We start from the raw sequence: 26,474 nt of genomic DNA, 5'->3' as shown, positions 1-26,474 counted from the left end.
TTTTGTATGGGATTTTGGTTCTTGAGCGGATCCATGTCAGCGGTTTTCTGTAGCGAGAAACAGTATTGTGCATATCTGCTGTGTTTTTCACCGTAAATGGGGATTTTTCATCGCAAGCATCCCCGAATTGTGCATAAATTGAATTTTTTGTGCATATCACCCTCATTTTTGTGCATAAGTGAAAATAGCTCTCCCAAAACATTCAGACGCTGAGCAAGATAGGTACAGTTTTCCACAAAATCTCTGGATTGCATTCAAAAAAGACCTAAATGAATGTACGATCCACAAGAAAACCCTCACTTCCCGCTGCGTTATCCTAATGTAAGAAGGATTTCAGCTCTCCATTATGGAATTAGTCCTTAAAAAGTAGGGGAGGAGCGTCTTGCGATGAATTTCAATCTAAAAGAAGCAATGGAAATACTCGAACGAACACCGAAAACGCTTGAAGCGATGCTTTCCGGTCTGACGAGTGACTGGCTGCATAGCAACGAAGGTGAAGGTACATGGAATGCATCTGAAGTGGTGGATCATCTGATTGAATGTGAAAAAACGAATTGGATACCGAGGATGGAGTCTATCCTGAACGATCAAGAGAGGAAGCATTTTCCGCCGTTTGACCGTTTTTCGCATCTAAATGGGCAAGAGAGTAAGACCATTGAACAAGCTTTGCAGGAATTCGCATCACTCCGGGAGCACAATGTGACTAAGCTGAAAAAGCGGATTACCTGCGATCAGCTTTTGGACTTAACGGGAATCCATCCGGAGTTCGGCGAAGTGAAAATGCGCGAGCTGCTTTCCACTTGGGTAGTCCACGACCTTACCCACATCAATCAAATTGTGCGTGTGATGGCAAAAAGATATCAGACAGACGTGGGACCGTGGAAAGCATATTTAAGCATTCTGCAAAAATGAAGGAGGTGTGCCAGTGTCTATAAAAGGTCTCAACCATTTCCTTTTTTCTGTTTCGGATCTGGAACATTCCATCGCTTTCTATCAGCATGTGTTTGATGCAAAGCTACTTGTAAAAGGAAGAACCACCGCCTACTTCGACCTTAATGGCATATGGCTTGCACTTAATGAAGAGAAGGGGATACCGCGAAAGGAAATAGCGGATTCCTATACACATATTGCCTTTACTGTTGATGAGGAGGATATCCCAGCCCTTTTGATGAAACTGAAACAGTTCCATGTGAACATCCTGCCAGGCCGTCCGAGAGAGGAGAGGGATAGACATTCCATTTATTTTACCGATCCGGATGGCCATAAGTTTGAATTCCATACCGGAACACTGCAGGATAGACTGGATTACTATAGAAAAGATAAAGCACATATGGAGTTTTTTGATTAACCCTTACGCCACCAATTTTGTATTCACATATCCTAATAGTAGTACATACCCGATAAGTAATGCAGGCAGTACGAAGTCGGTAAATGTGGAATCAATGAATGCGGAGGAAATCAGTACCAATCCCATGACGAGATTATAGAAGCCCAAGAGCTTTGCAAGCTTATTTTGGTCTTTGACCCTCCTCTGGTTGAAGCCGGAAAGCAGCCAAGTTTGTTTCTTTACTCCGATAAGATAGGCCAAAAAGAGTAATACAGCACCGATGATTAAAAAATGAGTATTCATAGAAACCATCCTCTCCAAGGGAATATTATATTTTTCTTGCTATAAACGGGACAATATAGAAAGTGATAAAAAGTGAAGCGCATAAATAGACTAGCAGGTAATCGATCTGAAACAGTGGTTTTTGCATGAATTCGTAGGTGAACAATAAAAAGGCGAGCAGAAGGACATTGGAGATGGAAAGGGTTTGGAAGGAAAGTTTTTTGATGTTTTCATTGATCCGCTCATCGTATTCCAATTCCTCCTCTTCGTCCTTTTTTTTCAGCCTGAACCACTTAACACTTGCAACGCCCAGCACAGCCCCGGCAAGAATTCCCCATTGATAGTTCCCGGTCAGAACAGATACGACCACTACTAAAGCCACAATCCCAATCATGTTTTTGATCCAATTATTTTTCATAAAAGAATTACCTCTCTTTTGAAATATTAGTCTTCCAGCCAAAACAACTCATCCAAGGGACGTTCCAGATATTTGCTGATTAGAAGGCACACTCTTATGGTCGGGTTATATTTGTTTGCTTCTATCAGATTCATGGTCTGCCGGGTGACACCGACGGCCTTAGCCAGATCACCCTGGGTCATATTCCCTTTCTCTATACGGGCCACTTTTACTCTATTCCTAGTCAGAACCTCCTCCAACCTATATCACCTCCTATTTACCATATTAGGAATAATTAAGTATATTGTAATATATATATTACTTTTTGAAAATATATTTTACAAAAAATGTGAAACTTTTCTTCGCGCCTCCCGTCTAACAGATTACATAGTATAAGGGGGATTAGCATGGATAGAGTCAAAACCATCAGCACTTTTTTTATCATTATTGCTTTAATTTGCACAATGTTCTTTCCAACAAAGTCTGCGGCCACATCCTGGGCATTTGAATTTGTGGTATATGATGGGTATGTCTATGTGGTCGGCGAAGAGACAGTCGAGGATGTGGAAGAGGAAATAGGGAATGTCACGCAGTATTCGGACATGGCCAGCCTTGCTGGAAATTTCTCCAATCATTATCCGGTCGGGACTAAATACTATTCTATCAAAGGGGTAAGTGCGGAAGAGGCAATTGCAGTCGAAGAATCAGAGGGGAATTATTTGAGGGCAGAAAGAGAAACGAAGTATCAAGCAACCATTCAAGTGGATGATATGGATGATGCAGTTGATATGGAAGAAAAGCCTCGTAAATCGGTGGATTTATCCATGATTATTATTTTTACGGTTTTAGGATTGCTTGCGGTGACGGCAATTAGCTTGATTGTTTGGAAAGGTATGAAGAAATAGGAAGAGCAATAACTGCAGGTAGCTTCCAAGCTATTTAAATCTCCACCTTGATTAGTCTATAATAAAGTGGAGGTGATAGAATGGCGCGCGACCGCAAGTTTACGGATGAAGAGTTGTTTCATGCAACGAAGCTGCTTCTGCTTCAGCATGGTTATGAAGGTTTTACTTTCAGTATTTTGGCGGACCATCTCGAGGTGTCGAGGGGAACTTTATATAAGTACTACGTGAATAAAGAAGAATTGATAACAGACTATATGTTATTTGAAATGAATCTCTTTTTGGGGGATTTGAGGGGAATCCATGCTATAGATGGTTTTGAGGCCAAGTTTGATTTTCTGATCAGTCTGATCTTCCAAAATGCGACCATCCATCAAATCATTGAGATTGTCCAGCACGTTCCAAGAAATGTGAATGATAAGGTAAGAGACAATCGGGAAAAACTGGATGAGCTGCACATGGATATGTACCATAATCTGCAAGAATTCATCCTGATTGGACGAAAAGAACAAAAGCTGAAGGACGACCTTCCGGATGGTTTGTTGTTGGGAATCATCTTTCAGTCCATTGCGATTCCCAACCACTTTGGAGTCCCGCACAAGGAATGGGTGAAGTCCATCAAAGAAATCCTTGGTCACGGAATGTTCAAAAGAAGCTAATTGACACTACTGTTACTTTAAAAGATAATGATAAGTGACGATAGTGTCATTTATTTTTTCTTAAAGTGACAGATGTGTCATTTATTTATGCATATGGAGGGGGAGCGAATAGATGAAATCTTTTCTACAAGGCATAACCGACAAGGTGTCCACCAAAAAGGGAATGTGGATCACACTTGCAGCCTGGTTGGTAATCACAATGGCTTTAGCCTTATTTGCACCAGGAGCAAAGGATTATGAAGTAACGAGCATTGATTCACTTTCCGCTGATGCGAAATCCGTCATCGCACAGAACAAGGTGGATGAATATTTCAAGGATAGCGAAGGAATTCCTGCCATTTTGGTTTTTCAGTCTGATGAAGGAGAAATAGAACTAAAAAAGCTAGCTGATCTCTTGGATGGATTGAAGGATGAAGGGATAGATGGGGTGAATGAGGTTATTCCGTTATCAACGTTGCCTCCACAGGCAGCAGCCGGCTTTTTCTCAGCGGATAAAACAACGGCAGCCATTCCATTGAATTTGATGCCTGGTCTTGAGAGCAAGGAAATCAAAGAATCCAAGGAACAAATAGAGGAATATGTAAAGAAATCATCAGACTTAACATTATATGTCACTGGTCCTGCGGGAATTGCCGCAGATTCCCTTGATCTTTTCTCAAGGGCGGATGTGGTGCTGATCTTATCGACGGTTGGACTGATTCTTATCCTGCTGATTGTGATATACCGTTCGCCATTATTGGCATTAATTCCCCTGTTGGCAGCAGCTTTTGTTTATGAGGCGGTCATGCAGCTGCTTGGACTGGTGGGGATGGCGGGTCTTGAAATAGGAAACCAGACCTTATCGATAATGTCCATTCTGTTGTTTGCAGCCGTCATTGACTATTCTCTCTTTGTATTCTCCCGTTATCAGGAGGAGCTTAAGGATCACGAGGACAAATTTGTCGCAATGAAAAAAGCGATGCGTGTGACAGGGATGCCGGTGTTCTTTTCCGGTGGTACCGTCTTGGCAGCGATGCTTGTATTGTTCTTTGCAGAGTTCGGGGACTACAGGAACTTTGCCCCGACCTTCGCTTTAGCAATGGGAGTCATCATGCTTGCATCGGTTACATTGGTGCCGGCCCTATTTACACTGTTCGGACGGAAAGCTTTTTGGCCAAAAACTCCGCGTGTCGGTGATGAAAAAGTCAAGGACAACTCCCTGTGGAGCAAGGTAGGACGCTTTGTCACAAAAAAGCCTGGCTTATCTGTCGTAATGGTCAGTTTGTTTCTATTGTTGGCAGCAAGCAATATGTTCAACCTGAAATATGACTTTAATACGATGAATTCATTTCCGGAAGACATGCCGTCACGCCAAGGCTATGAAATACTGGAAGAAAAGTTTGAAAAAGGTGATCTTGCACCGACCACTGTCCTTTTTGAAAGTAAAAATGTGGTGACAAAGGAACAGCAGGAAACACTGGCAAAAGAATTAGAGGAACAGGAACTTGTCAGCTCAGTCCGCCTGAATGGCAGCGCAGAAGATGAAAAAGTGCTAGAGTACAACCTGACATTTGAAGAAAGTCCTTATTCCGTCCAATCGATCGATGCATTGGAGGAAATCATAGGTAAAGCAGATAGAATAGTAGACAACAGCCTTGTTGAAGGAAATCTTTATTTTGCAGGTGAAACAGCCAGCCTTGTGGATGATCGTTCTGTTAATAATCGTGATGTCATCGTCATCGTCATCCTGGAGACCGTATTGATTTTCGCGATGCTTATCGTGTTGACCAAGTCGATAAAAATGCCGATCTACATGATGGGGACGATATTGGTATCATTTCTTGCTGCATTGGGACTTGGAATGTTCCTATCAGATCTATTCTTTGATATAGATACCATCAGCAACAGAGTACCGCTCTATTCCTTTGTGTTCCTTGTAGCATTGGGAATCGACTATAATATCATGCTTATTTCCAGATTCCAGGAGGAGAGAAGGGAGCATGGTGTAAAAAAAGCGGTCGAAATAGCCGTTGCCAACACAGGCGGCGTCATATCATCGGCAGGCATCATACTTGCTGCGACATTTGCCGTATTGATGACCCAGCCGATTCAACTGTTGTTTGTGTTCGGATTCATCGTTGCAGTGGGAATCCTGTTGGATACCTTCCTGATCAGGGGGATCCTCTTGCCTGGATTGATCGTACTTTTCGAGAAAGAGAAGGCGGTAAGCGAGAATAAATAACCATATAATCAGAATTGAAGCAGGCCATGATAATTGGCCTGCTTTCCTATTTTGTTACAAAGTGGTATCTTTACTATATATCAATGGTCAACTATTTTCCCAACGTATCGTATTTTGTCGAATGTAAAGCAGGGATTTTCTGCTTTACATAGAAATATATATAATTCACATTTCTTTACTCATTCCAAATAGAAAAAATAACGAGGAGAGTACATAAAAATGAAGGTGAAATTCAATCGCAATTCAGAACTGACAAATTTTATAAAAGATAATCAAGCTAATTTCGAAGCGAAGCTACTTTCCGAGGCGGTGAATGTAGCGGGGAAAATTAATGATATTTTGAACACCGGAAATATTGACCTTTTAAAGAATGCACAAAATCTGGCCATCTTTGTAGTTGAAGAGAGGGAAGAAGAGCTGATTGGGTTTGCTAGACAAGAAGGAGTGTTATGGGCTCAGCATTCCTTGACGCTATCTTTCAAACTCGAATGGGTACAGGCCATTCGACGGACACTATGGCATTTTCTCGAAAAGTACGATAAATTTAATGAAAAAAATTTTTCCAGAGAAGATTTCTTTGAACTGGAAAGAAAAGTCAATGATTCCATCGATTCTTTTATTAACAATTTCTTCCTCAGTTATTCCGAATATAAGGATGAGCTATTGAATTCCCAAAGGAAAATTGTCGAGCATCTATCGGTTCCTATCATTCCTGTCAGCCCTACAGTTGCTGTATTACCGTTGATTGGGACAATTGATGATTATCGTATGCAAACCATTGAGGAAAAGGTATTGATGGATATCTCGAGACTAAAGCTTGAGACATTGATAATGGACCTTTCAGGTTTGACCAATATGGATGAGGATGTCATCGTGCATTTTGAAAACATCCTGAGCGGCGTATCCATGATGGGGTGCAAGGCAGTCATTACAGGACTCCGTGCCGAACTCGTAAGGAACATGATCCGTTTAGGTGTGACATTCAACCAATATGCCGAGACTCATGGGACACTGCAGCAGACATTGAAAAAATATTTGGCGTTGTAATAAAAGTGGCCATCCGCATATGATGGCCACTTTACTATTTTACTCCACGAATTCTATATGCAATCCCTCTACCTCAAGGCAATACAGCCTGCCGCCATAGGCACATCCGCCATCAATCCCGATGATTTTATTTTCGCCGAAATACATTTCACGCTTCTGATGCAAATACTTTACCGGGGTGTGGCCGAAGACGACCGTCTTTTCCCCCTTGTAGCCCTTATGGAACTCCTCACGGATCCATACAAGGGTGTATGGTTCAGTCGAGTGAATGGGAGTATCCGGATGGACACCTGCATGGACAAAGATATGGGTGTCGGTTTCATGATAGAAGGGAAGTCCTTGGAGAAATTCTATATGAGGGCGGATTTCGCCGTTCATTTCGATTGGCTCTGGCATCTCATCTGATGTATACCAATATTTTGTATCGTCCTTCTCTATTTCGTAGCCGTAGTTCTGGAGGGTCTTTATACCGCCGTTATAGAACCATCTCTTCAAAGCCTTCGGATCACCCTTATCCTCAAAAGCATCAATCATCATTTTGTCATGGTTTCCCATCAAGGCAATTGCGCCTTCCGACGTCAGCTCCATCACCTTGTCCAGAACCGCCCTGGAATTGGGACCACGGTCGACATAATCGCCGAGCAGAAGCAATTGGTCCTTGTCTTTATTGTAGTTTATCAGTTTCAAAAGTCTTTCGAATTTGTCCATATCACCATGAATATCACTGATGGCAAGCATGCGTTTCATATAGATCACGTCCTTTTCTTGAGGAAATTCTATCATAATTTTCAGAAATATGGGTATTCAAGTGCTCGAAGATTTGTTTAAAATAGAATTATTGTGAAAAATGGGGGAATTTCCATGAGGAGTATGCCAAGCGGAATAACTGTAATAGTCGAAGAATTCATTGAAAAAATAGAAACAGCTTTCCCTGGATTTCTTCAGGGATTTTACCTATATGGTTCCATCTCTTTAGGAGCTTTTCAAAAAGGAATGAGTGATATTGATTTTATTGCCGTAATCAAGCAGCATCCAACTGTTGATGAAATGGATAAGCTGAAAAATATCCACAAGCAGATGCACAAAAAGTTTTCCGGATATAGTTTGGATGGATATTATCTTGTGAAGGACGAACTGGAAGCTGAAGATCAACGTATCATTTCCAGCCATTATTTTTCAGAGGGGAAGTTCAAAGGCAAGAAAAGTTTCCATAAGGACTCAATTGATGCCTTTCAGATAAAAAAATACGGAATCATCATAAAGGGACAGCAGGTCGATTACTCTGTGGACTTTGATATCGTAGTGAAAAATCAGAAGGATAACATCAATACATACTGGCAAAATTGGCTGGACAGCTGCAAGAGATTTCCTTCCATCAACTATGTAGGTTTCTATATGAGTACCGGGTCGATCGAATGGGGTGTGCTTGGGGTAACAAGACTCTACTATACCATCCGGGAGAAGGACATGACATCCAAGGTGGGTGCGGGGGAATATGCACTTGATAGCGTACCGGAAAGATGGCACAAAATCCTTGAAGAAGCGATAAGGTGGAGAAAAGGAATCAAGAAGTCAAAATATCGATCTATTTGGAAAAGACGTGCCGATGCCTTGGCGTATATGGAGTATGTGATTGGGGAATGCAATGCGATGGCTGAAAAGCGTGGGAGCAGATGACATGCCTCATCACCCAGCAATAATGTAGGTGAAAGTCATCTTCTGGAACTGAAAAATTTGGCTGGATAGTTACTTTAATGCTTGATTTTTAAAAAACTTTACACTTTTAAAACCAGTTATATCAACGCTTCCAGCCCTCAACATGACATTTGTCATACTCTGCATATGACACCTGATACTAATATTTTTTTTCCCTTTGTTTATAATGTGAAATAACAACATTAAGAAGAAGGGAATTTGAATATATGACTTCACAAAACAATACGAAAACATTAAAAAAGCAAGTGGCTCCCTTTGAACAATCACAGACAATGAAAAGTGTATGGCAGATCATTAATACTCTAGGGCCATTCTTCCTTTTATGGTACCTTGCCTATATCAGTCTATCCGTTTCCTATTGGTTGGCGCTCGTTCCAATGGTTCTGGCTGCCGGCTTTATGACCCGCGTGTTCATCATTTTCCATGACTGCACGCATCACTCTTTCTTCAAAGATCGCAAATGGAACCGAATAGTCGGTACCATCACTGGTGTATTGACCTTGTTCCCTTATGAGCAATGGGGCCATGATCATGCTGTCCACCACGCAACTAGTGGTAATCTTGATAAGCGTGGGGTAGGCGACATCTGGACGCTTACAGTGGAAGAATATAATGCATCACCATTAAAGACAAAAATTGCCTACCGTTTATATCGCAGCCCATTCGTTATGTTCGTACTAGGACCTATATGGGTATTCGCTATAAGAAATCGCTTTAACCGTAAAAATGCCCGTAAGAAAGAGCGTAACAATCTTTACTTGACGAATGTTCTTATTGCAGCTGTCATTGCACTGCTTTGCTGGGCAATAGGCTGGCAGTCATTCCTTATCGTACACGGCACGATCTTCATGGTCGCTGGTTCGATCGGCATCTGGCTGTTCTATGTACAGCATACCTTCGAGGATTCCTATTTTGAGCCTGATCAAGAATGGGAGTATGTACTGGCGGCAGTAGAAGGAAGTTCTTTCTACAAGCTTCCGAAGCTTCTTCAGTTCCTGACTGGGAACATCGGTTTCCACCATGTTCACCATTTAAGCCCGAGAGTGCCGAACTATATGCTTGAAGAGGCGCACAAGAACACGCCTCCTTTGGAAAATGTACCTACCATTACGCTTGCGACAAGCCTTCGCTCCCTGAAATTCCGTCTGTGGGATGAAAAGACAAAGAACTTTGTCACGTTCAGAGAAGCAAAAAGAATGGTGAAACGCAGCATGAACGCAGAAATGAACCCTGAACTATAAATTGTTCCACCTCGGAAGGCTCCTCTTAAAAAGGGAGCCTTCCGTTAAAATCAGCCACCCGATAAGGAGAGACCATCCATGATTCGAATTGTCATAGCCGAAGATCAAGAAATGCTTTTAGGAACCATTGGCTGCCTCCTTGACCTTGAAGATGATATGGAAGTTGTTGGGCAGGCGCGCAACGGAGAAGAGGCGCTGCGAATGGTGGAAAAAATGAAGCCGGATATTTGCATCATGGATGTCGAAATGCCACAGATGAGCGGGCTCGAAGCAGCTGAAAATTTGAAAGAGTCAGCATGCAAGGTAATCATCATGACTACCTTTGCCAGGGACGGATATTTCCTCCGGGCAAGAAATGCAGGTGTCCGTGGCTATCTTCTCAAGGATGGTCCGAGTGAGGAATTGGTTGACGCAGTAAGACTGATTTTGGAAGGGAAAAGAATCTTTGCACCGGATCTAGCAGACGATGCGCTTGAATTGCTTGATAATGCTGCAGAAGAAGAAAAAGTGATTCTTCGCCCGACACCCATCCGTGCAGTGAAAAATTATTTATCCAATATTGTCAGCTAAAGGCCATCCACCACGTATACGAGGTGGATGGTCTTTTATGTGTTTATGATTGAAAAAAAATATGGCGGGTATTATATAAAAATGTCTTAAAAGAATACATTGGAGGAGGAATCAGGAATGAGTAAACATGTACTGATGGTAGTAACAACAGCAGATAAAATGTTGAACGGGAACGAAACAGGGCTTTGGCTTTCCGAATTTGGTGAAGCATACGTGGAATTCAAGAAAGCGGGTTACGAGGTTACTGTGGCAAGCCCAAAAGGTGGAAAATCCCCGGTTGATGCACGAAGTCTGGAGGGCGGGGAAATACCGCAGGAAATCCTGGATACGGCTCAATACCTGGAGAACACTGTCAAACTCGATGAAGTGACCGACTCATCGAAATTCGATGCCATCTTCCTTCCGGGCGGACACGGCACGATGTTTGACTTCCCTGATAACATTTACCTGCAGGACTTGATCCGTGACTTGTATGAAGAGGACAAGATTGTAGCAGCAGTATGCCACGGACCTGCAGGACTTGTGGGCGTGAAGCTATCCGATGAAACCCCACTTGTTGCAGGTAAGACTTTGACTGCATTTACAGATGAGGAAGAGCGCGAAACAACGCTCGACAAGGACGTGCCATTCTTGCTCGAAACCCGCCTTCGTGAGCTTGGAGCGGAATTCATCGCCAAAGATAATTGGGCGGATCATATGAAAGAGGACAAGAACCTGATTACAGGTCAGAACCCGCAATCCACGACCAGTGTCGCGAAAGAGGTAGTGAAGCGGCTAGGTTAGACCGACCCAATTACTGATAAATACTTAAAAATGAAGCAGGCAGGAAAAACATTTGAGTTTTTCCTGCCTGTTTATTTTGCAGACAGAAATGTAGTAGTCATGAATGAAGAAAGGGGCAAATTTGATTTGTTAGAATGATTGAGGAATATGTTAGAATGAACGTGGATTCTGTTAGAATGACCAGCGAAGTTGTTACAATACCACATGTATCTGTTAGAATTGGCATTTAAAAGCTACTTTATATAAAAAGGACGGTGATCCAACATTGAGCGGATCCATTTTTTGCATCGGGGAATTACTGATTGACTTTTTCTGTACCGAAGTAAATATTGACCTAGTGGAAGGAAAGCATTTCGAGAAGCAGGCAGGTGGAGCGCCGGCGAATGTATGTGCAACTGCCGTGAAGTTAGGCGGCCACGCCGTATTCTGCGGCAAAGTGGGGAAAGATCCATTCGGGCATTTTTTGAAACAGACATTAGAAAGTTCAAACGTGGATACTTCCATGCTCGTATTGGATGAAAAGCATCCTACGACTTTGGCCTTTGTGTCCTTAAAAGAAAATGGCGAAAGGGACTTTACCTTTAACAGGGGTGCGGATGCCTATCTGACGGATAGTGAGATTGATCAGGGCAAGCTTGCGGAATGTTCAATCCTTCATTTCGGATCTGCTACGGCAATGCTTGATGATCCATTCCAAAGCACTTATTTTCAAACGATGGACGCAGGTAAGGAAGCGGGCAAATTCCTCTCCTTTGATCCAAACTTCAGAAAAGACCTTTGGCGAGGTCAAGTCCCGCGCTTTGTGCAATTGGCGCAAAAAGGGATTGGGTTAGCCGATTTTGTAAAAGTAAGTGAAGAAGAAATGGAGATCATCACTGGTACAACGGATCTGAAGGATGGAGCTTCCGTTTTACATGAGCTGGGGGCAAGCATCGTGACTGTTACATTAGGCAAAGCAGGAACGTTCCTATCCAATGGACAACAGTCGGAAATCATTCCGAGCATGGAAGTGGAATCGATCGACTCTACCGGAGCAGGTGATGCCTTTGTCGGAGCAATGCTTTATAGTTTGGCAATGGTGCCAAACCCGAAAAGCATCATTGAAAATTTTGAAAGGTTGAAAGAAATGGTCGTTTTCAGCAACAAAGTCGGGGCACTGGTATGTACGAAGATAGGGGCAATTTCTGCCCTGCCGACTTTAGAGGAAGCAACGGGAAGCAAGTTATAAAGATTGAACATAAAAAGCATCTATTTTCTCTTTTAGAGAAGTAGATGTTTTTTTACATTTATTAACTACACAAGCTTGTAATTTGCTATTATCTAGTTATAGGTAAAATATTCCTTGGTGATACATAGATGCATCAAAAAATACGAGATTCGATTGAACAGTTATCCGGGAGCGAGGCCCGAGAGTTTCTTTATCTTGCTATGGCACGACTGGAAGTGCTGCATTCAAGCGATGTTCCAAAAGAGGAAATTATGGAAGAAATCAACCATATTATACAAGATTGCTCATCACTACTTCCGCCGCCGAGAAAGGATTTTCATACAGTTCATATTGTCTCAGGGGATTCAGCCGCTGGATCTCTTAGGTTTGGACTGGAGCGGGAGCATAAAGTAATCGGGTTCCAGGAATTCTTTGCAATGGGTCCTTTATGGAAGCTTGAGGAAAAGAAAGGACGCAAGGAGCGATATGAATGGCTTAGGGACCATATTAACCTTGATGATTACATGGAGGAAGAATATGAAAGCAGGCTAGCGAAGGTAATGGAAGAAATCCGTGCCATTCCGGAGGGGATGCCCATCGTATTGTGGACAGCGGATAATGCCGATGAGCAAGTTTTCGTTCGCTATATCCTCCATGTTCTTCAGGATAAAAAGAATGAGATTCGCCTCATCAACACTTCATTGGCGTATAAACAATTATATGACACAGCTGATACGTTCCACTTCCTTCGTCAAACTGCAGAAGCTCATCCGGAGAAGCTAAAGGAGATTTTGGAGAAAAAAGGTTCCTCTCCTTTACCAGATGAGGAGATTCGCCTTTTTGTGAAAGAATGGTTGGAGCTGTCCAATACAAAAGAAGTTCTACGTATATGGGAAGATGACGGAATAAAAAGTGTCCCTGAGGAGTATTACGATGAACAGCTTCTCTATCATGCCAGGGAGGCACAAAAGGAAAACGGAAAGAATGCTTTTATCAAATCGGCAAGGATTATCGGGGAAATGTATGGACAGCTGGAAGCCATGGTGAATGATTCCTTTCTTGAGTACCGGCTAAGAACCTTTGTATATAGCGGTATCTTAGAAATAAAAGGAATCCCAAAGGCAATGAGGAATTACAGTGTGAGAGTGAAGCAATAAATAGAAAGAGGGGATGGAGCGTGAAGAAAGTGGGAACAGTCCTATTGATTCTGATTCTGATCGCAGTAGGGGCAACGGTTGCTGCGGGGCAGTTTACGGATGTTTTTTCTTTTAAGACAGTTGGATTGCAAGATGCAAAATCGGTAAATGGGGTTGGAATCAAGAAGGTGGAGGTCGACGTGTCCTCCATTGATGTAAAAGTGGTGTCAACAACTGGTGAGGAAATAAAAGTGGATCTTGCCGGGGAAGTGAGTGAGCGTTACAAGGATGATTTTAAGCTGATAGTAAAGGAAAATGGAGATACACTGAAGGTGGAAATCGAGGAGCCGAATTTCCGCTTCGGCACCATCATGATCAACCTCCAGATGATCATCGAGCTTCCCGAAAAAGAGTATGAATCCATTAGGCTCAATGCATCTTCAGGGGACTTTGACATCAAGGGAATACGGGCAATGGAGATGATTACTGAAGTAAGTTCGGGTGATATCCGCGCTGAGGATGTTACTGTGGCATCCGTTTTTGAACTGGATGCCAGTAGCGGAGACATGCGTCTGAATAATGTGAAGGCGGAAAAGTTTGCTGTGTCAGCAAGCAGTGGGGACATTAGACTCGATGGAGTGGAAGGAGAGGTCTCGGTTGATACCTCATCAGGGGATATCACCGTCTATGATGCGGCAGGTAATCTGACTTTGGAGGCATCTTCCGGAGACATCACAATCGATAACAACAAAGTGCAAGGCAATATCCAAGCAGAAGCGACGAGTGGAGATGTAAAAGTATCCTTCCGTGATGCACCAACATCCCTCTCCCTCGACTTCCGGGCAAGCTCTGGTGACGGCAGTGTCAACCTGGAGGAAATGCTGTTTGATGAAAAAACGGAGGACGAAATCCTTGGTAAGATCGGAGACGGAAAGTATTTGCTGAAGGTAAGGACCACGTCTGGGGATTTCAGCTTGAACTAGAGAATATTTTACGAAACGGCACTCTTTACTTGGATAAAGAGTGTTTTTTCTTTGTGTTGAAATTTTTGTCAAAAAAAACAAAATATTTAAAAAAATAATAGATTTAGGTATATTGTCCTTGTATAATTATGAGGGATAGAGTAAAAGTATGAAGAAATTTGGGACTTCTTAGCGAATTGCACAAAAGCAATATTTCTGTTTCATGATAGACCTTTTTAGAAACCAGATAAAAGAGGGGGAAAGGAACATGAAGAAGATAATGGCGCTTATTTTTACTGCAATATTAATGTTTGGGATCTCGTCTCCTGTATTTGCCTCTGAAGAAAAAGATATAGAAAAGGCATTGGAGATGATTGAACAAACGAATCTAGAGATTGAGAAAAAGATTGAAAAGGGAGTCACAAAGGCGGATAAACTTCATGCTGAATATCTGAGGGATATTCAAAGGCTTGAAGAGGACGAGAAGTTGGAAAATGATTTGGCAAAGAGAACGGAACAAAAAGAAAAGTTAGATGCGAAATACGAAAAGAAACTGGATAAAATTATAGCAAGGGTATATGACCAAACATTTGAGATGTCTGCAAGAACAGTCGAAATGTCCGCTGAGCTAGGAGTGGAAGCTGAGTGTATCATGATTGAGGTTTGGTTCGGTAACAAATTAGTGGAAATAGATCCAGTCCGTGTGGTAGGTTACTAATTCATATATTAATTTTACTACCATAGATTTAACGTTAATAAAAGCGAGTCTGAGGTTCATCAGGCTCGCTTTTTTCAAACATTATATGAGGTGAGATAAGTGGCTTTTACCATAGGAAAAAAAGGAACTAACTTAGAAAAGGTTACTTTTGATAATTTCGATATCAGCTTATTATCTAGAGGTGATGGAGCTGAGGTCATGGTTCAGACTATTACAAAAGGTAATATATTTTATATCTACCCGGGGGAAAATCCGAACGTTATGGAATTTTTCTATATACTAGAAGGAGAGGTTGTCTGTGAAACCAAAGAGGAGAATGTAAAGCTTGGTCCACACGACTATTACACAGCAATTAATCTGGAAGAGCCAGTTCACTTTTCAGCTGTTACAGATGTTATGTATTTATGGATTGTAACAGAACCTACTTTTTATCAATTAAGTAATAGCATAATAGAATTGACCAAGATAGTAGAAAAAGTAGAAGCACGGGATCGGTATACTTATAAACACAATGAGAGAGTGGCAAGGTATTCCATTAAAATTGCTAAAAAGATGATGTTAGTAAAAGATAAATTAGAAAATTTATATATTTCTTCCGTACTGCACGATATAGGAAAGATAAATACGCCACCTGAAATTTTAAATAAACCAACTAAGTTAACAGATGAAGAGTTTGCAATAATAAAACTTCACCCATTGGACGGGGCTGTAATGGTTAAGGACCTGTGCTACGAGGGCATCGCCCAAATTATTGAACAACATCATGAAAGACTAAATGGTAGTGGCTACCCACATGGTCTAAAAGATGAGGAAATTGTATTAGAGGCTAGGATTATTGCGGTAAGTGACGCTTATGATGCTATGACAGAGGATCGAGCTTATCGAAAAGCTTTTTCTCCCCAGTTCGCAATTAGTGAGTTAAAAAGGCTTTCACATACTCATTATGATTATGAAGTAGTAAATGCCTTGGAAGAAATACTAAAAGAAGAGGGACACCTCTCCTAGTGTCCCTCTGTTACCCTCAGCGCGCTATCTCTCACTCAATCTATCTTAAAAAATCAATCTATTTTCTTCTTCTCTTTAATAAAAGCATCTTTATCAGCGGTGAATTCCTGTTTATATTCAACTAATTCAATCTCACAGCCCGGGCCCAACGTGACAAAGTTACCACGTACGACTTTTGCTTTGGTGTATTCCAGATGGATGTGGTCGCCTTCTATAACCTCTGACTTCAAGGTTTTATTGAAGGTTTTGATGAATTTATCGATTACGGAGCGACTATTTCTTTTCTTCACAGTGATGGTTTCCCCGCCGATTTCTTTTGCATAGGATTTTCCATGCAGCGTAACGTTGATCGTATCTGCATTTAGAAGTCCTTGGATTTGAAATGCGCCTTCTGCCTGGAAACTTTCGCATTCACAATCCTCCGCTATGTCTATCGATCCTTCGAGTGCCAGTTGTTCTCCTTTAATACTTTTACCTACTGTGGAAGCACCCTTCACTTCTAATTGCTGAAAATGCATATTTCCTTTGACAGATGCATGACCGTGAATCTCTACGCTTTCAGAAAATAAGTTCCCTGTTAGGGTAGAACTGCCATTGATGATTGTGCTCTTGGCGTGTACGTTTCCAGTAATTTTTCCTGTTCCATTACATTTTAAAACTTCACACTCGATATCATTGACAATGGTTCCACTTCCATTAATGACGACCTTGTTAAATGTTCCGCCTCCAACACTGCCGCTTCCATTAATAACTAAATCTTCTATTTTAACATTTTCCATTATGTCATCTCCTTTAGTGTTGATTTACTTTGTGGGCTATTGTTGTTTTATGGGATTTATAGCTGGACCGATATTCTACAAGTTCTATATCACAATCCGGGCCAAGGGTAACATTGTTGCCCCGGACTACTTTTGCGGTGGTATGTTCAAGATAGATGTTGTTACCTTCAATGCTATCAACTATAAGCCGGTTTTTTCCGCCGAAAAAGTTTAACCATTTGCCCTTGATCTGGATTGTTTCTCCGCCGATTTCTTTAATGCGGCTTGTGCTATGCCCCAGTGTAACGGTCAATTTCCCGACATTAAGAAGACCTTCGATATCCAATCCACCCTTGACGGATAAAGTATCGAGTTCCACTGAATCTTTGGATGAAAGCCATCCTCTCACAAGACAACCATCTCCGGACATTTTCTTTTTCAATTCAAGGTTTCCGAAAACCTTAAAGTTCCTGCCTTTGATCTCGTCATAGACCTTGCTGTTTCCGAACATCTTAAACCTGTCGACGGTGGCTTTTCCGGTCATTTTAAAATCCCCGAAAATCTTAATCGTTTCACATTGAAGATCACCACGGATATGCCCTTGACCATGGATGCTCACTTTATTATAAATGCCACCTGTGGATGTGCCTTCTCCAAAGATCCTTATGTTTCTTTTATGAGTGATAGCGGTCATCTTTTACCCTCCCATTACCAGCTTGTTTTTTAGTTCCTCTATAATGGCTCCCATTTCCTGCTCTACGATGACCTTCGCATGGGTATCAACAAACACATCATGGGAAGAACCAAGCAGTAGTACAAATGCCACCCCCATTTTTCTTACAACAAGCAGCTTTGCATTTGTCTGATCTGTTTTTGAATAATGTTCATGAAAAGTATGAAAAATCATCCTTGCTTCTTCCAACAAGATATGTCCTTCATGAAGCAGATTATTTACAAGATAGAGTTGTAAAATTGCTTCAAAATCGAATGTATTCTTGTTTGATATATGCTCAGAGTAAAGAGTGATGATTGACTCTGTAACAATGTTCCGTTCAATTAATTCATCTTTGGTCAGGGTAATCTGTTTCGCATTGGGAGAGAACATTTCAGCTAACTCATCCAGTGAAACATCGGTTTTCATCTGTTTGATTTTATTGATTCGATCCAATATCTTAACTCTTGGAAAAAAGGTTTCCTGACCGGTATAAGTGGATTTTCTGATGAACCAGTCCTCAGGGATCAGGTCCTTGCGCTTCCAGCGATACAATTGACCATAGGATATACTGGCCTCATCCAACAAATCCTTCTTGGATATCAATTCTTCTTCCATCGCTATTCCTCCATCAATGTATTATCAAGTAAGCTTAGTGTAACATAACACTGTTACGCTTGTAAATAACTTATCTTTCTTCCTGAATGAAGGAAATTAAATGTAAGTTGAAGAAGTAGATATATCGTTAAACGAAATAAAGGGGTCTTTTATGCAAATCACTACTCAAATTGATCCGTTGTTACATGATTTGAAAAATTACTGCTATTCCATTACAGGGAGCCGCTGGGATGGGGATGACCTGTTCCAGGATACTGTGATGAATATGATGTATAGAGCTTCTGACTTGGAAACTCACCCAAATCCAAAGGGATATCTTTTTAAAGCAGCTACCAATCAGTGGAGGGATACCATCCGAAAAAGGAAGAGGGTGGATCTGCTGGAATTAGATAAGATTCAGGCACCTTCGAAAATTGACATCAGTCTGTTGGATTCTGTGGAAATGCTGACTGTTCTCCTGCCTTTTAAGCAGGCGGCATCCATCTTGCTTACGGAGTATTTTGGCTTCTCGGCAAGTGAGGTGGCGGACATGCTGGGGTTGACAGCCGGGGGAGTCAAAGCAGCATTGAATCGGGGGAGAACGACGTTAAAGGTAATGATGGATGCTCCAGAGAAGCGAGAGCCAATCGATTCACTAATAAACCGTCTATTAAACGGATTAAAAAAGGATGACCCGTGGATTATCATTTCTACATATCGAATATTAGTTTCCAGGGGAGTAAAGGTCAGGAGAGATGACATGCACTTTATTTTTACACTGACAGACCCTGACGGCAATATGTTTGATATCATAGAAAAAATTTAATGGATTATCGTATCTTTTCATCTCGTAAACTCGTTACTTAATAAAGGGGGTGATTTTTTGAAAATGGTGAAGAGAATTGATACGGTTTTTGTTCCTGTGACGGATATTCAGCGGTCAGAAGAGTGGTATATGAAGGTGTTTCCTTTCCGAGTGGTGTATCGGAGCGGGGATGGTAACTATGTTGGCTTCCGCTTTAATGAAGAAGGAGAAGAAGTAAAAACGGCATTAACGATTTTCAAAACCGAGAAGCTACCGGAACGTATTCACAGTCCATTCAATTTCTATATTGAGGAGGTGGATGAATTCCATACCTTCCTATTGAAAAACGGCTATAACGTAGGGGAAATCCACTCTGCGGATGGAATGCGATTCTTCGACTTCTATGATCCGGATGGCAATACATTGGGTGTGGTGGAGTTTTAAAGGTAAAAAGGAGGATATCACGATGATTAAAAGAGTGGGGACGACCTATATACCGGTTAAGGATCCTGAGACTGCTTCGAACTGGTATCAGGAGACTGTGGGCGCTGTGGAAAATTTCCGCAATGAGGACAAGGCGATCATGGATTTTGCAGATCAAAGCTTTTTTCTTGTCAAAGCTAAGCCAGCGGAGAGAATGGGGTTTAAGGACATTCATGGGAATCTTCATTTCGCCATGACATTTGAAGTGGATGGATATCAAGAACTTTCTGCCTTACATACGTTCTTAAAAGGAAAAGGGGTCGAAGTCGGGGAAATCGAAGACCGGGGCCACGCCGGTAACAACTTTGTTTTCTATGATTTGGACGGAAATCCTTTCGATGTGTGGAGCGAATTGAGTCCGAAGTTTAAAGAGAGAAATCAAATTGGTTCTAGTAGCTTTTAAGAAAAGGAATGCGATGGTCGCTGATTTCAGCATCATCGTATTTTTTTTGCTTCTATGTAACTTTTTAAAAAGCTGTTCGGCATGATATCTTTTTTCGACAATTTTCCCTTTTCCCATATATTCACGAAAGTTTCTCTATGCTACTATTGAACTATATTTCATTTGAACAAACATGGGGGAACTATGAAGATTTCTAGCAGTCTACGAACACTACTTTCTCTGTCTTTTGGGGCATTAATTATCATATTGACCATCACATTAAGCTTTGCGATCGGTAATCGGTCAAAAGCGGAGGTCCGGAATGAAATCGGGGATTCGCTTAGGGAGATTTCCTATATCATGGGGGACAAACTGGACCATTATATGTGGACGCGTTACGGGGAAGTTTCGATGCTAAGCGAATTGAATGAAATCAGGCAAACCGACCTGGAGGGCACACGGCAAGTATTTGATAGGATGAAAGGGACGTTCCCTTCATTTTCTTGGATCGGTCTTACGGATGCCAATGGTACGGTGATTGCATCTACGGAAGGATTGCTGGAGGGGATGGATATTTCGTCCCGCCCGGTTTACCTTGAAGCACAGGAGGAAACGTTCATCGGTGATGTTCACGAATCTGTACTTCTCGCTGAACTCCTTCCCAATCCAAGCGGGGAGGAAATAAAATTTGTTGATATCTCTACCCCGATTTTTGATGAGGAAGGCAAGTTTACAGGTGTGCTGGCTGCGCATTTAAGCTGGGCGTGGGCAAAAGAAATCCAGGATGCCATCATGGATCCGCTCCATAAAAGGGACCAGCTCGAAATGTATATTGTCAGCAACATTGATGACACAGTTTTGCTTGGTCCGGACGCCGAGCTTGGGAAGTCTCTGGATCTATCAAGCATTGACCATGCGAGAGAAGGGTACAACGATTGGGTATTGGAGACATGGCCGGACGGAAAGGAATATCTGACAGGATATGTGCTTGCAGATGGCTATAAGGACTATCCCGGGTTGGAATGGACTGTGCTGGTCCGCCAACCGGTTGAAGTCGCATATGCCCCGATGGCTGGATTGCAGCAGTTCATCTACATATTAGGATTTGTCTTCGCAGGGGTGCTGGCAATCATCGGATGGATGGTTGCGGGAAAAATTACGGATCCACTGAAGAAAATCACAATGGCTGCAGATCTTTTGAGACAGGGAGAGAAAGCGGAGATTCCCGATCATAAAGGGATCAAGGAAATCGAAGTGCTCGCGCTTTCCTTAAAAAAACTGATTGATAACCTTACCCAAACCGAGTCTGCACTGGTAGAAATGGAGGATGTCGCGCACCGTGACCATCTGACCGGTCTTCCTAACAGGATTGCACTTGATACCTATCTGGAACATGCGATGAATCAGGAAAAGGTTATTACGGTGCTGTATCTTGACCTTGATGGATTCAAGCAAGTCAATGATACATTAGGTCATGAAACAGGGGACAAACTGTTGGTAGAAGTGGGATCCCGTTTGAAGGAAAGTATCAGGAGTGAAGAACTCGTGGCAAGAATGGGCGGGGATGAATTTGTCATTGTCCTCACTTCCCATACGGACCCAACTGGACAAGCTCTAAAAGTGGGGGAACGGGTCATCTCCATGATCAACAAGCCCTTTTTAATCGATGGTGAAACGGTATCTGTCGGATGCAGTATTGGTGGGGCAGTATGGAACAGTGGCATAGGCGGGGTCAGTGAAGTGATAAGAAGAGCAGACGAGGCATTATATGAGGTTAAACGAACTGGTAAGAACCGGATTCAAATTAAATAGCAAAGAACTTACTTACAGAAAAGAAAAAGCAGCACGGAAACGCAATCCGTGCTTTTACTACTTTAATCATTGTATTGTTCATTCAACCTCCTTTACCTTATATTTATTCATACAAAAATAGCATCAATCCATCAAATTGATGCTTCTGGGCATTCATGAGGATTAGGATAACGGGGTGAGTTTAATCATTTTCGTTTAAGAATCAGCGTCTTTATCCTTTTATGATGTAATCATGTATACTAGGGAGAATAGAAGCTGGTTTGAAAGGAGTTTCTCCCTATGAAATATATGAAATCGCAAATGAAACAGCTGATCAAGGACAATGACCACCTGCAACAACGCCTAAGAGACCTCATGGATCAGCATGGTTTGGAAAAGAACTTCGCCCTAAAAGCGTTGTACCATTCCGAAGTTGCAGAAGGAGGTAAATATCAATTGGATTATCAGGCGCTTGATCCCAGGGATTAGCAGTTCTGTTTATTGTGCCAGTTAGCAGAAAGCAGTGTGATTCTACAACAGAATTCACACTGCTTTTTGCATGGAATGAGTCAGGCAGGTCACCTATCCACGACTTTCATGCGTGGAACAAGGGATTCCCATTATCTCATCTTATAATACGTAATCCCTAGTGCCAGAGCGAGTACGCCGCCTTTGACGATATCCATTGCGTAGTAGGGGACGGACATCATGACAAGGCCGTTTTGGAGCACGCCGATGAGTACAGCCCCTATGAAGGTTCCGAAGGCGTTTGGTTTACCTGCACCTAATACGGAGAAGCCGATGAATGCTGCGGCAACGGAGTCCATAAGATAAGGGGCGCCTGCATTGATCTCAGCTGTCATGATTCTTGATGCCAGGACGATGCCGCCGATGGAGGCAAAAAGGGCAGACATCAAGTAAGCGATCATTTTATATTTATTGACAGGTATGCCAGAGAGCTTGGCGGCTTCCGCATTCCCTCCGATTACATACATGTACCTGCCATGCTTTGTATAATTCAAAAAGATGTGTACGAACAGGACGACCACGCCCATGATAAGAATGATCCAGGGAACCTGGCCGATTTTACTGAAAAGGGGGCTGATCAATCCTTCAGAGAAATTCCCATCAGGCATGATCATGTTTTGTGAGATGCTAGCCCCTTTTGTATATGTAAGGGCGATTCCTTGAATGATGAACATCATGGCAAGGGTGAGCAGCATATCCGGGATCTTCCCTTTTATGATCAATAGGGAATTCAATAAGCCCACGATTAAAGAAGCAACAATCGCTGCAAAAATTGCAATGAATGTATTTTGTGAAAACCAGACGAACATGGAAATCACAATCGCGTTGGAAAGGGAGGCGACAGAGCCGACCGATAGATCGAAGCCGTTAACAGCCAGTGAAACGGTAATGCCAACGGCAATGATCGTTACGATGGAAATGGAACGAAGGATGCTGATGATATTGTTACCTTGAATAAATGCCGTATTGGCCATGGTAAATACGGCAATCAACACGAAAATGGTCAGGATGGTCCCATATTTATAAAAAAATTGAAATAAAGAGTTCGAGCTGAGTGAGGTGGTCCCCTGCATGTTACTTTCCTCCTGCTGAGTAATATAGGATTTCTTCTTCATCTGTCCCTGATGTTTTAAGCTCCCGTGACACCTTGCCGTCATACAATACATATACTCGGCTTGTGATCCCCATGATCTCCGATGTTTCCGATGATGCGTAAAGTATTGCTTTTCCCCGTCTTGCCAGGTCGGCAATCAATTCATAAATATCCTTTTTTGCCCCAATATCGACCCCTTTTGTCGGCTCATCGAAAATGTAGACATCGGCGTCTGTAATCAGCCACTTTCCGATTGCTATTTTCTGTTGATTCCCGCCGGATAGATGCTGTGCAATGGCATCTGGGGAAGGAGTTTTGATTCCCAGGCTCGCAATAAGTTCGGTTGCCTTTTTCTTTTCCTTTTTCCGATCTAAGAAGCTGAAAAAGGAAGTGAACGTATTCAAGCTCGCAGCAGTAAGATTCGTCGTAACCGTTTCTGTCACAAGGATCCCTTCTTTTCTTCGCTCTTCCGGAACGAGTGCTATTCCGTTCTTCACTGCTTCATGAGGACTCTTAAGCTGGACCCTTCTGCCCTTGATGAAAATGTCACCGGATGTAACGTCCGATAGACCGAACAACGTCTTGCATAGCTCTGTTTTGCCAGCGCCAACAAGACCGGCAATTCCTATGATTTCGCCCTCTGAGACTTTGATGGAAAGGTTATTCAGTTTAGTAGAGTCACAGAGGTTGCTCACTTCCAGCACGGTTCGACCATGGGTGTATGGTTGCTCAGGGAATTGCTCCTCGAGCTTCTTGCCAAGCATCTGTTCCACCACTCTATTTTGCGTAGTAGCCGATGTCACTTCTTTGGACACAAGCATTCCGTTTCGCATCACCGTGATTTCCTCACAGAGCTCGAAAATTTCAGGCAGCCGATGAGAAATAAAGATGATGCCGACATTTTGATTTTTCAAGTCTTCTATTATACGGAAAAGCTCCTTCGTCTCCGCCTGGCTTAACGGGGCAGTGGGTTCATCCAGGATTAAGAACCGGCAATCCGTTGCGATGGACTTGGCGATCAGTACCATCTGTTTTTCGGCAAGTGTGAGTTCACTGACCAGCTTCTTGGAGGAGAGTCTGATGTTCAGTTTTTCCAGCACAAGGGAGGCATCCTTATGCAGTCCACGCCAATTCATGAACTGTCTATTCTCCCTGACTGTTTTTCCAAGCATGATATTTTCCCCGACAGTCAAGTAGGAAACGAGTGCGGTATCCACTTCCTGATAGACCGTCTGGATTCCGAAGTCCTGTGCATCCTTAGGCGTGCGGATGGGGAGGAGGGTTCCATCAAGCTCAATTTCGCCGCTATAGTGACTGTAGGCTCCGGAGAGAACCTTCATCAGTGTGGACTTGCCGGCACCATTTGCTCCAATCAGCGCATGTACCTTACCGGTTTCTGCAGTGAAGTCGACCTGATTTAATGCTTTCACTCCGGGGAATTCGATGGAGATATTAGTCATTTGAAGTACCTGGGTAGACATGTTGTGTCCTCCTTTCATAAAAGTAGTAAGTGAATAAAGGTTATTGTTAGAATGATTGGCAATTGTGTTAGAATGTTTAACGAATATGTTAGAATGATTGGGTTTTCTGTAAGAATGATGAGGAAAACTGTTAGAATGACCAGAAATCCATACCAAGTTTTCCTGCCAAACTCAATTTATCTCCAAGAAAAGCTGCCCAAAAGTCAGATGATGACTTTATGGACAGCCCGGTAATTATGCTACTTCTGATAATGATCCTTCAGCACCTTCATCCAATCCTCTTCAAATGCGGAGGAGGTTCCCCAGCCTTCAATGATATCTGCGAGATTCACCATGTTGACTGCCTGATCCGATTCGCGAAGCTCCTCCTGGGAGATGAGGGATGCCTCAAGGTCATAGGTCTCAGGCGTTTCTTCGCCAGCCAGCTTCTTGGCAAGCAGACGCAGATTGACCGCACCAATCAGTTTAGGATCTACTGCCGCTGTGTATTTCCAAGGGCTTTTTTCTGCCTGGATTTCCTGGAGGTCGGCATTGGATACATCGATACCGTAGATTTTGATTTCGTCACGGCCAGCTTCCTGGATTGCTCGCGCGGCGCCTATTGCGAAGGCATCCCATGTTGCGAAGATCGCGTCGATTTCCCCTTTTTTATGCTTATTCAGCATCGCCGCCACAGCATTCTGGGTCTGAACGGAAGTATCAGCAGCCGCTACACCGAAGCGCTCGACTTCCTTGATGCCTGGATTGCCAGAAAGCGTATCCTTATAGACTGCGTTCCGTCTTACCATCGGAGGAAACCCGTCGACCCAAAGGTAAACGATATTTGCTTCCCCATTGAAATCCTTCACAAGCTGATCAAGCGCCAGTTTCGCAAGTGCTTCATCATCCTGGGATGTCTGTGTCACACCTTCAACCGAACCAACGTCCGGATTGGAGTCAAACGTCACAACGCTCTTGCCTGCTTCCACCAACTTCTTTACTCCTTCCACAGTCGCGGCATCATCACCATGGGAAAGGATGACCCCATCATAATCCTGAGTGACAGCCTGCTCGATCGCATCGTGGAACTTCGCGCTGTCCCCGTTTGCAGTGAATACATCCACTTCAAAACCAAGTGCTTCCCCTTCCTGTTTGGCACCTGCCAGGAATTGAGCAGTATGATCATCGCCACCGATTTTTCGGATGACCTTGATTTTCGCACCTTCCCCATCTGCAAAACGCTCTGGTACATTTTCAAAGGATACCTTTTCCTTGGCTCCAGCAGTCTGACCGGAATTCCCTGAGGAACATCCTGTTAAAAGTAGTGATAAAGATAGCGTGGCGGCAAAAACTGATTTCACGATTGTTTTCTTTTTCATGATTATGACTCCCTTTTAATTTTTTTCTATTTTTGGCCGGGGAGGAATTCTACAAAATAAAAAAACCTCCCTGAAAAGAGAGGTTTCACCGCAATACATATGTCGGATGCGCCTCTCTCATCTTTCAGGACACAGATATGTCCTGCAGGATTTAGCACCAATTCCATTTGGAACGGTTGCCGGGCATCATAGGGCCAGTCCCTCCGCCACTCTCGATAAGAGAATACGTATAAAATTATTGAAAAATTTATAATTATCACTTTAATGGGTTGAAGAGGTAATGTCAAGAAAATATTTATTTGAAAATTTTAAT

General features: G+C 42.6%; 29 protein-coding genes, 1 pseudogene and 1 riboswitch. Of the genes and pseudogenes, 20 read left to right on the top strand and 10 right to left on the bottom strand.

From position 1 onward, the window contains the following. The first annotated feature begins 387 nt into the window (after nt 1-387). Nucleotides 388-912: a DinB family protein gene (locus JOC95_RS07830; protein ID WP_204414980.1), complete on the top strand. Its 525-nt coding sequence runs from the start codon at nt 388-390 to the stop codon at nt 910-912. A gap of 13 nt (nt 913-925) precedes the next feature. Continuing rightward, nucleotides 926-1,348, top strand: coding sequence for a metallothiol transferase FosB (gene fosB / locus JOC95_RS07825; RefSeq protein WP_204414978.1), 423 nt, complete (start codon nt 926-928; stop codon nt 1,346-1,348). Between the two features lie 3 nt (nt 1,349-1,351). Here the strand turns inward: fosB and JOC95_RS07820 are convergent, their stop codons facing one another. The 3 genes from JOC95_RS07820 to JOC95_RS07810 are packed head-to-tail and all read right to left on the bottom strand — an operon-like array spanning nt 1,352 to nt 2,266. Next, nucleotides 1,352-1,630 carry a DUF3784 domain-containing protein gene (locus JOC95_RS07820; RefSeq protein WP_239582778.1) on the bottom strand — a complete coding sequence of 93 codons (279 nt, stop codon included), beginning with the start codon at nt 1,628-1,630 and terminating at the stop codon, nt 1,352-1,354. A 25-nt stretch (nt 1,631-1,655) separates the two neighbouring features. Further along, nucleotides 1,656-2,027, bottom strand: coding sequence for a DUF2178 domain-containing protein (locus tag JOC95_RS07815; RefSeq protein ID WP_204414974.1), 372 nt, complete (start codon nt 2,025-2,027; stop codon nt 1,656-1,658). 26 nt (nt 2,028-2,053) lie between these two features. Continuing rightward, nucleotides 2,054-2,266 carry a helix-turn-helix transcriptional regulator gene (locus JOC95_RS07810; protein ID WP_275580527.1) on the bottom strand — a complete coding sequence of 71 codons (213 nt, stop codon included), beginning with the start codon at nt 2,264-2,266 and terminating at the stop codon, nt 2,054-2,056. Nucleotides 2,267-2,413: 147 nt separating this feature from the next. Here JOC95_RS07810 and JOC95_RS07805 point away from each other — a divergent pair, with 147 nt between their 5' ends. The 4 genes from JOC95_RS07805 (at nt 2,414) to JOC95_RS07790 (ending at nt 6,835) form a co-directional block, all read left to right on the top strand. After that, nucleotides 2,414-2,911 (top strand): hypothetical protein, encoded by a 498-nt coding sequence (locus JOC95_RS07805; protein ID WP_204414972.1) that lies wholly within the window; start codon nt 2,414-2,416, stop codon nt 2,909-2,911. An 80-nt stretch (nt 2,912-2,991) separates the two neighbouring features. Then, nucleotides 2,992-3,567, top strand: a complete 576-nt coding sequence (locus tag JOC95_RS07800) for a TetR/AcrR family transcriptional regulator (protein WP_204414970.1) — start codon at nt 2,992-2,994, stop codon at nt 3,565-3,567. Nucleotides 3,568-3,679: 112 nt separating this feature from the next. Further along, nucleotides 3,680-5,788 carry an MMPL family transporter gene (locus JOC95_RS07795; RefSeq protein WP_204414968.1) on the top strand — a complete coding sequence of 703 codons (2,109 nt, stop codon included), beginning with the start codon at nt 3,680-3,682 and terminating at the stop codon, nt 5,786-5,788. Nucleotides 5,789-6,007: 219 nt separating this feature from the next. Continuing rightward, nucleotides 6,008-6,835: an STAS domain-containing protein gene (locus JOC95_RS07790; protein WP_204414966.1), complete on the top strand. Its 828-nt coding sequence runs from the start codon at nt 6,008-6,010 to the stop codon at nt 6,833-6,835. 39 nt (nt 6,836-6,874) lie between these two features. Here the strand turns inward: JOC95_RS07790 and JOC95_RS07785 are convergent, their stop codons facing one another. Continuing rightward, nucleotides 6,875-7,582, bottom strand: a complete 708-nt coding sequence (locus JOC95_RS07785) for a metallophosphoesterase family protein (protein ID WP_204414964.1) — start codon at nt 7,580-7,582, stop codon at nt 6,875-6,877. A 114-nt stretch (nt 7,583-7,696) separates the two neighbouring features. Between JOC95_RS07785 and JOC95_RS07780 the strand changes: the two genes are divergently transcribed. The 9 genes and pseudogenes from JOC95_RS07780 to JOC95_RS07740 all read left to right on the top strand — a co-directional run bounded on the left by JOC95_RS07780 (nt 7,697) and on the right by JOC95_RS07740 (nt 16,173). After that, nucleotides 7,697-8,512, top strand: coding sequence for an aminoglycoside adenylyltransferase domain-containing protein (locus tag JOC95_RS07780; RefSeq protein WP_204414962.1), 816 nt, complete (start codon nt 7,697-7,699; stop codon nt 8,510-8,512). A gap of 245 nt (nt 8,513-8,757) precedes the next feature. Continuing rightward, nucleotides 8,758-9,792, top strand: a complete 1,035-nt coding sequence (desA, locus tag JOC95_RS07775) for a Delta(5) desaturase DesA (protein WP_204414960.1) — start codon at nt 8,758-8,760, stop codon at nt 9,790-9,792. 78 nt (nt 9,793-9,870) lie between these two features. Continuing rightward, a pseudogene (locus JOC95_RS07770) lies at nt 9,871-10,308 on the top strand (response regulator); the annotation flags it as partial. Between the two features lie 171 nt (nt 10,309-10,479). Then, nucleotides 10,480-11,145, top strand: a complete 666-nt coding sequence (locus JOC95_RS07765) for a type 1 glutamine amidotransferase domain-containing protein (protein ID WP_204414956.1) — start codon at nt 10,480-10,482, stop codon at nt 11,143-11,145. 265 nt (nt 11,146-11,410) lie between these two features. Beyond that, complete coding sequence (locus tag JOC95_RS07760) at nt 11,411-12,373, top strand: carbohydrate kinase family protein (protein WP_204414954.1); 963 nt, start codon at nt 11,411-11,413, stop codon at nt 12,371-12,373. A gap of 128 nt (nt 12,374-12,501) precedes the next feature. Continuing rightward, entirely contained in the window at nt 12,502-13,509 is a 1,008-nt protein-coding gene (locus JOC95_RS07755) for a DUF1835 domain-containing protein (protein WP_204414952.1), read from the top strand. Between the two features lie 20 nt (nt 13,510-13,529). Beyond that, nucleotides 13,530-14,471: a DUF4097 family beta strand repeat-containing protein gene (locus tag JOC95_RS07750; protein WP_204414950.1), complete on the top strand. Its 942-nt coding sequence runs from the start codon at nt 13,530-13,532 to the stop codon at nt 14,469-14,471. Between the two features lie 247 nt (nt 14,472-14,718). Further along, nucleotides 14,719-15,168, top strand: a complete 450-nt coding sequence (locus tag JOC95_RS07745) for a hypothetical protein (RefSeq protein WP_204414948.1) — start codon at nt 14,719-14,721, stop codon at nt 15,166-15,168. A gap of 99 nt (nt 15,169-15,267) precedes the next feature. After that, a complete protein-coding gene (locus tag JOC95_RS07740; protein ID WP_204414946.1) occupies nt 15,268-16,173 on the top strand; it encodes an HD domain-containing phosphohydrolase in 906 nt (301 codons plus the stop codon). Nucleotides 16,174-16,226: 53 nt separating this feature from the next. On the opposite strand, the gene JOC95_RS07735 is transcribed toward JOC95_RS07740, so the two are convergent. Genes JOC95_RS07735 through JOC95_RS07725 form a run of 3 tightly spaced genes read right to left on the bottom strand, consistent with a single transcriptional unit; the run spans nt 16,227 to nt 18,261 of the window. After that, the gene (locus JOC95_RS07735) at nt 16,227-16,952 is read right to left on the bottom strand and encodes a polymer-forming cytoskeletal protein (RefSeq protein ID WP_204414944.1); all 726 of its coding nucleotides are present in this window, start codon (nt 16,950-16,952) and stop codon (nt 16,227-16,229) included. Nucleotides 16,953-16,965: 13 nt separating this feature from the next. Continuing rightward, nucleotides 16,966-17,625, bottom strand: a complete 660-nt coding sequence (locus JOC95_RS07730) for a hypothetical protein (protein WP_204414942.1) — start codon at nt 17,623-17,625, stop codon at nt 16,966-16,968. Between the two features lie 3 nt (nt 17,626-17,628). Then, nucleotides 17,629-18,261 carry a YhbD family protein gene (locus JOC95_RS07725; RefSeq protein WP_204414940.1) on the bottom strand — a complete coding sequence of 211 codons (633 nt, stop codon included), beginning with the start codon at nt 18,259-18,261 and terminating at the stop codon, nt 17,629-17,631. 151 nt (nt 18,262-18,412) lie between these two features. Between JOC95_RS07725 and JOC95_RS07720 the strand changes: the two genes are divergently transcribed. The 5 genes from JOC95_RS07720 to JOC95_RS07700 all read left to right on the top strand — a co-directional run bounded on the left by JOC95_RS07720 (nt 18,413) and on the right by JOC95_RS07700 (nt 22,190). Then, complete coding sequence (locus JOC95_RS07720) at nt 18,413-19,066, top strand: sigma-70 family RNA polymerase sigma factor (protein ID WP_204414938.1); 654 nt, start codon at nt 18,413-18,415, stop codon at nt 19,064-19,066. A gap of 63 nt (nt 19,067-19,129) precedes the next feature. After that, nucleotides 19,130-19,489 (top strand): VOC family protein, encoded by a 360-nt coding sequence (locus JOC95_RS07715; RefSeq protein WP_239582808.1) that lies wholly within the window; start codon nt 19,130-19,132, stop codon nt 19,487-19,489. 22 nt (nt 19,490-19,511) lie between these two features. Next, complete coding sequence (locus tag JOC95_RS07710) at nt 19,512-19,931, top strand: VOC family protein (RefSeq protein ID WP_204414934.1); 420 nt, start codon at nt 19,512-19,514, stop codon at nt 19,929-19,931. Between the two features lie 183 nt (nt 19,932-20,114). After that, a complete protein-coding gene (locus JOC95_RS07705) occupies nt 20,115-21,722 on the top strand; it encodes a diguanylate cyclase domain-containing protein (protein ID WP_204414933.1) in 1,608 nt (535 codons plus the stop codon). A 279-nt stretch (nt 21,723-22,001) separates the two neighbouring features. Further along, entirely contained in the window at nt 22,002-22,190 is a 189-nt protein-coding gene (locus JOC95_RS07700) for a hypothetical protein (protein WP_204414930.1), read from the top strand. Nucleotides 22,191-22,321: 131 nt separating this feature from the next. On the opposite strand, the gene JOC95_RS07695 is transcribed toward JOC95_RS07700, so the two are convergent. The 3 genes from JOC95_RS07695 to JOC95_RS07685 all read right to left on the bottom strand — a co-directional run bounded on the left by JOC95_RS07695 (nt 22,322) and on the right by JOC95_RS07685 (nt 26,161). Then, entirely contained in the window at nt 22,322-23,302 is a 981-nt protein-coding gene (locus JOC95_RS07695; RefSeq protein WP_204414928.1) for an ABC transporter permease, read from the bottom strand. Nucleotide 23,303: 1 nt separating this feature from the next. Further along, nucleotides 23,304-24,803 (bottom strand): sugar ABC transporter ATP-binding protein, encoded by a 1,500-nt coding sequence (locus JOC95_RS07690; RefSeq protein WP_204414926.1) that lies wholly within the window; start codon nt 24,801-24,803, stop codon nt 23,304-23,306. A 239-nt stretch (nt 24,804-25,042) separates the two neighbouring features. Then, nucleotides 25,043-26,161 (bottom strand): sugar ABC transporter substrate-binding protein, encoded by a 1,119-nt coding sequence (locus JOC95_RS07685; RefSeq protein ID WP_204414924.1) that lies wholly within the window; start codon nt 26,159-26,161, stop codon nt 25,043-25,045. 114 nt (nt 26,162-26,275) lie between these two features. Continuing rightward, nucleotides 26,276-26,383, bottom strand: a riboswitch (SAM riboswitch). Nucleotides 26,384-26,474: the final 91 nt, after the last annotated feature.

The sequence above is a fragment of the Sutcliffiella tianshenii genome, from assembly GCF_016908565.1.
GTDB lineage: Bacteria > Bacillota > Bacilli > Bacillales > Bacillaceae_I > Sutcliffiella_A > Sutcliffiella_A tianshenii.
Note: the sequence above shows the minus strand (reverse complement) of the source record. Positions and strands in the feature narration are given on the sequence as shown.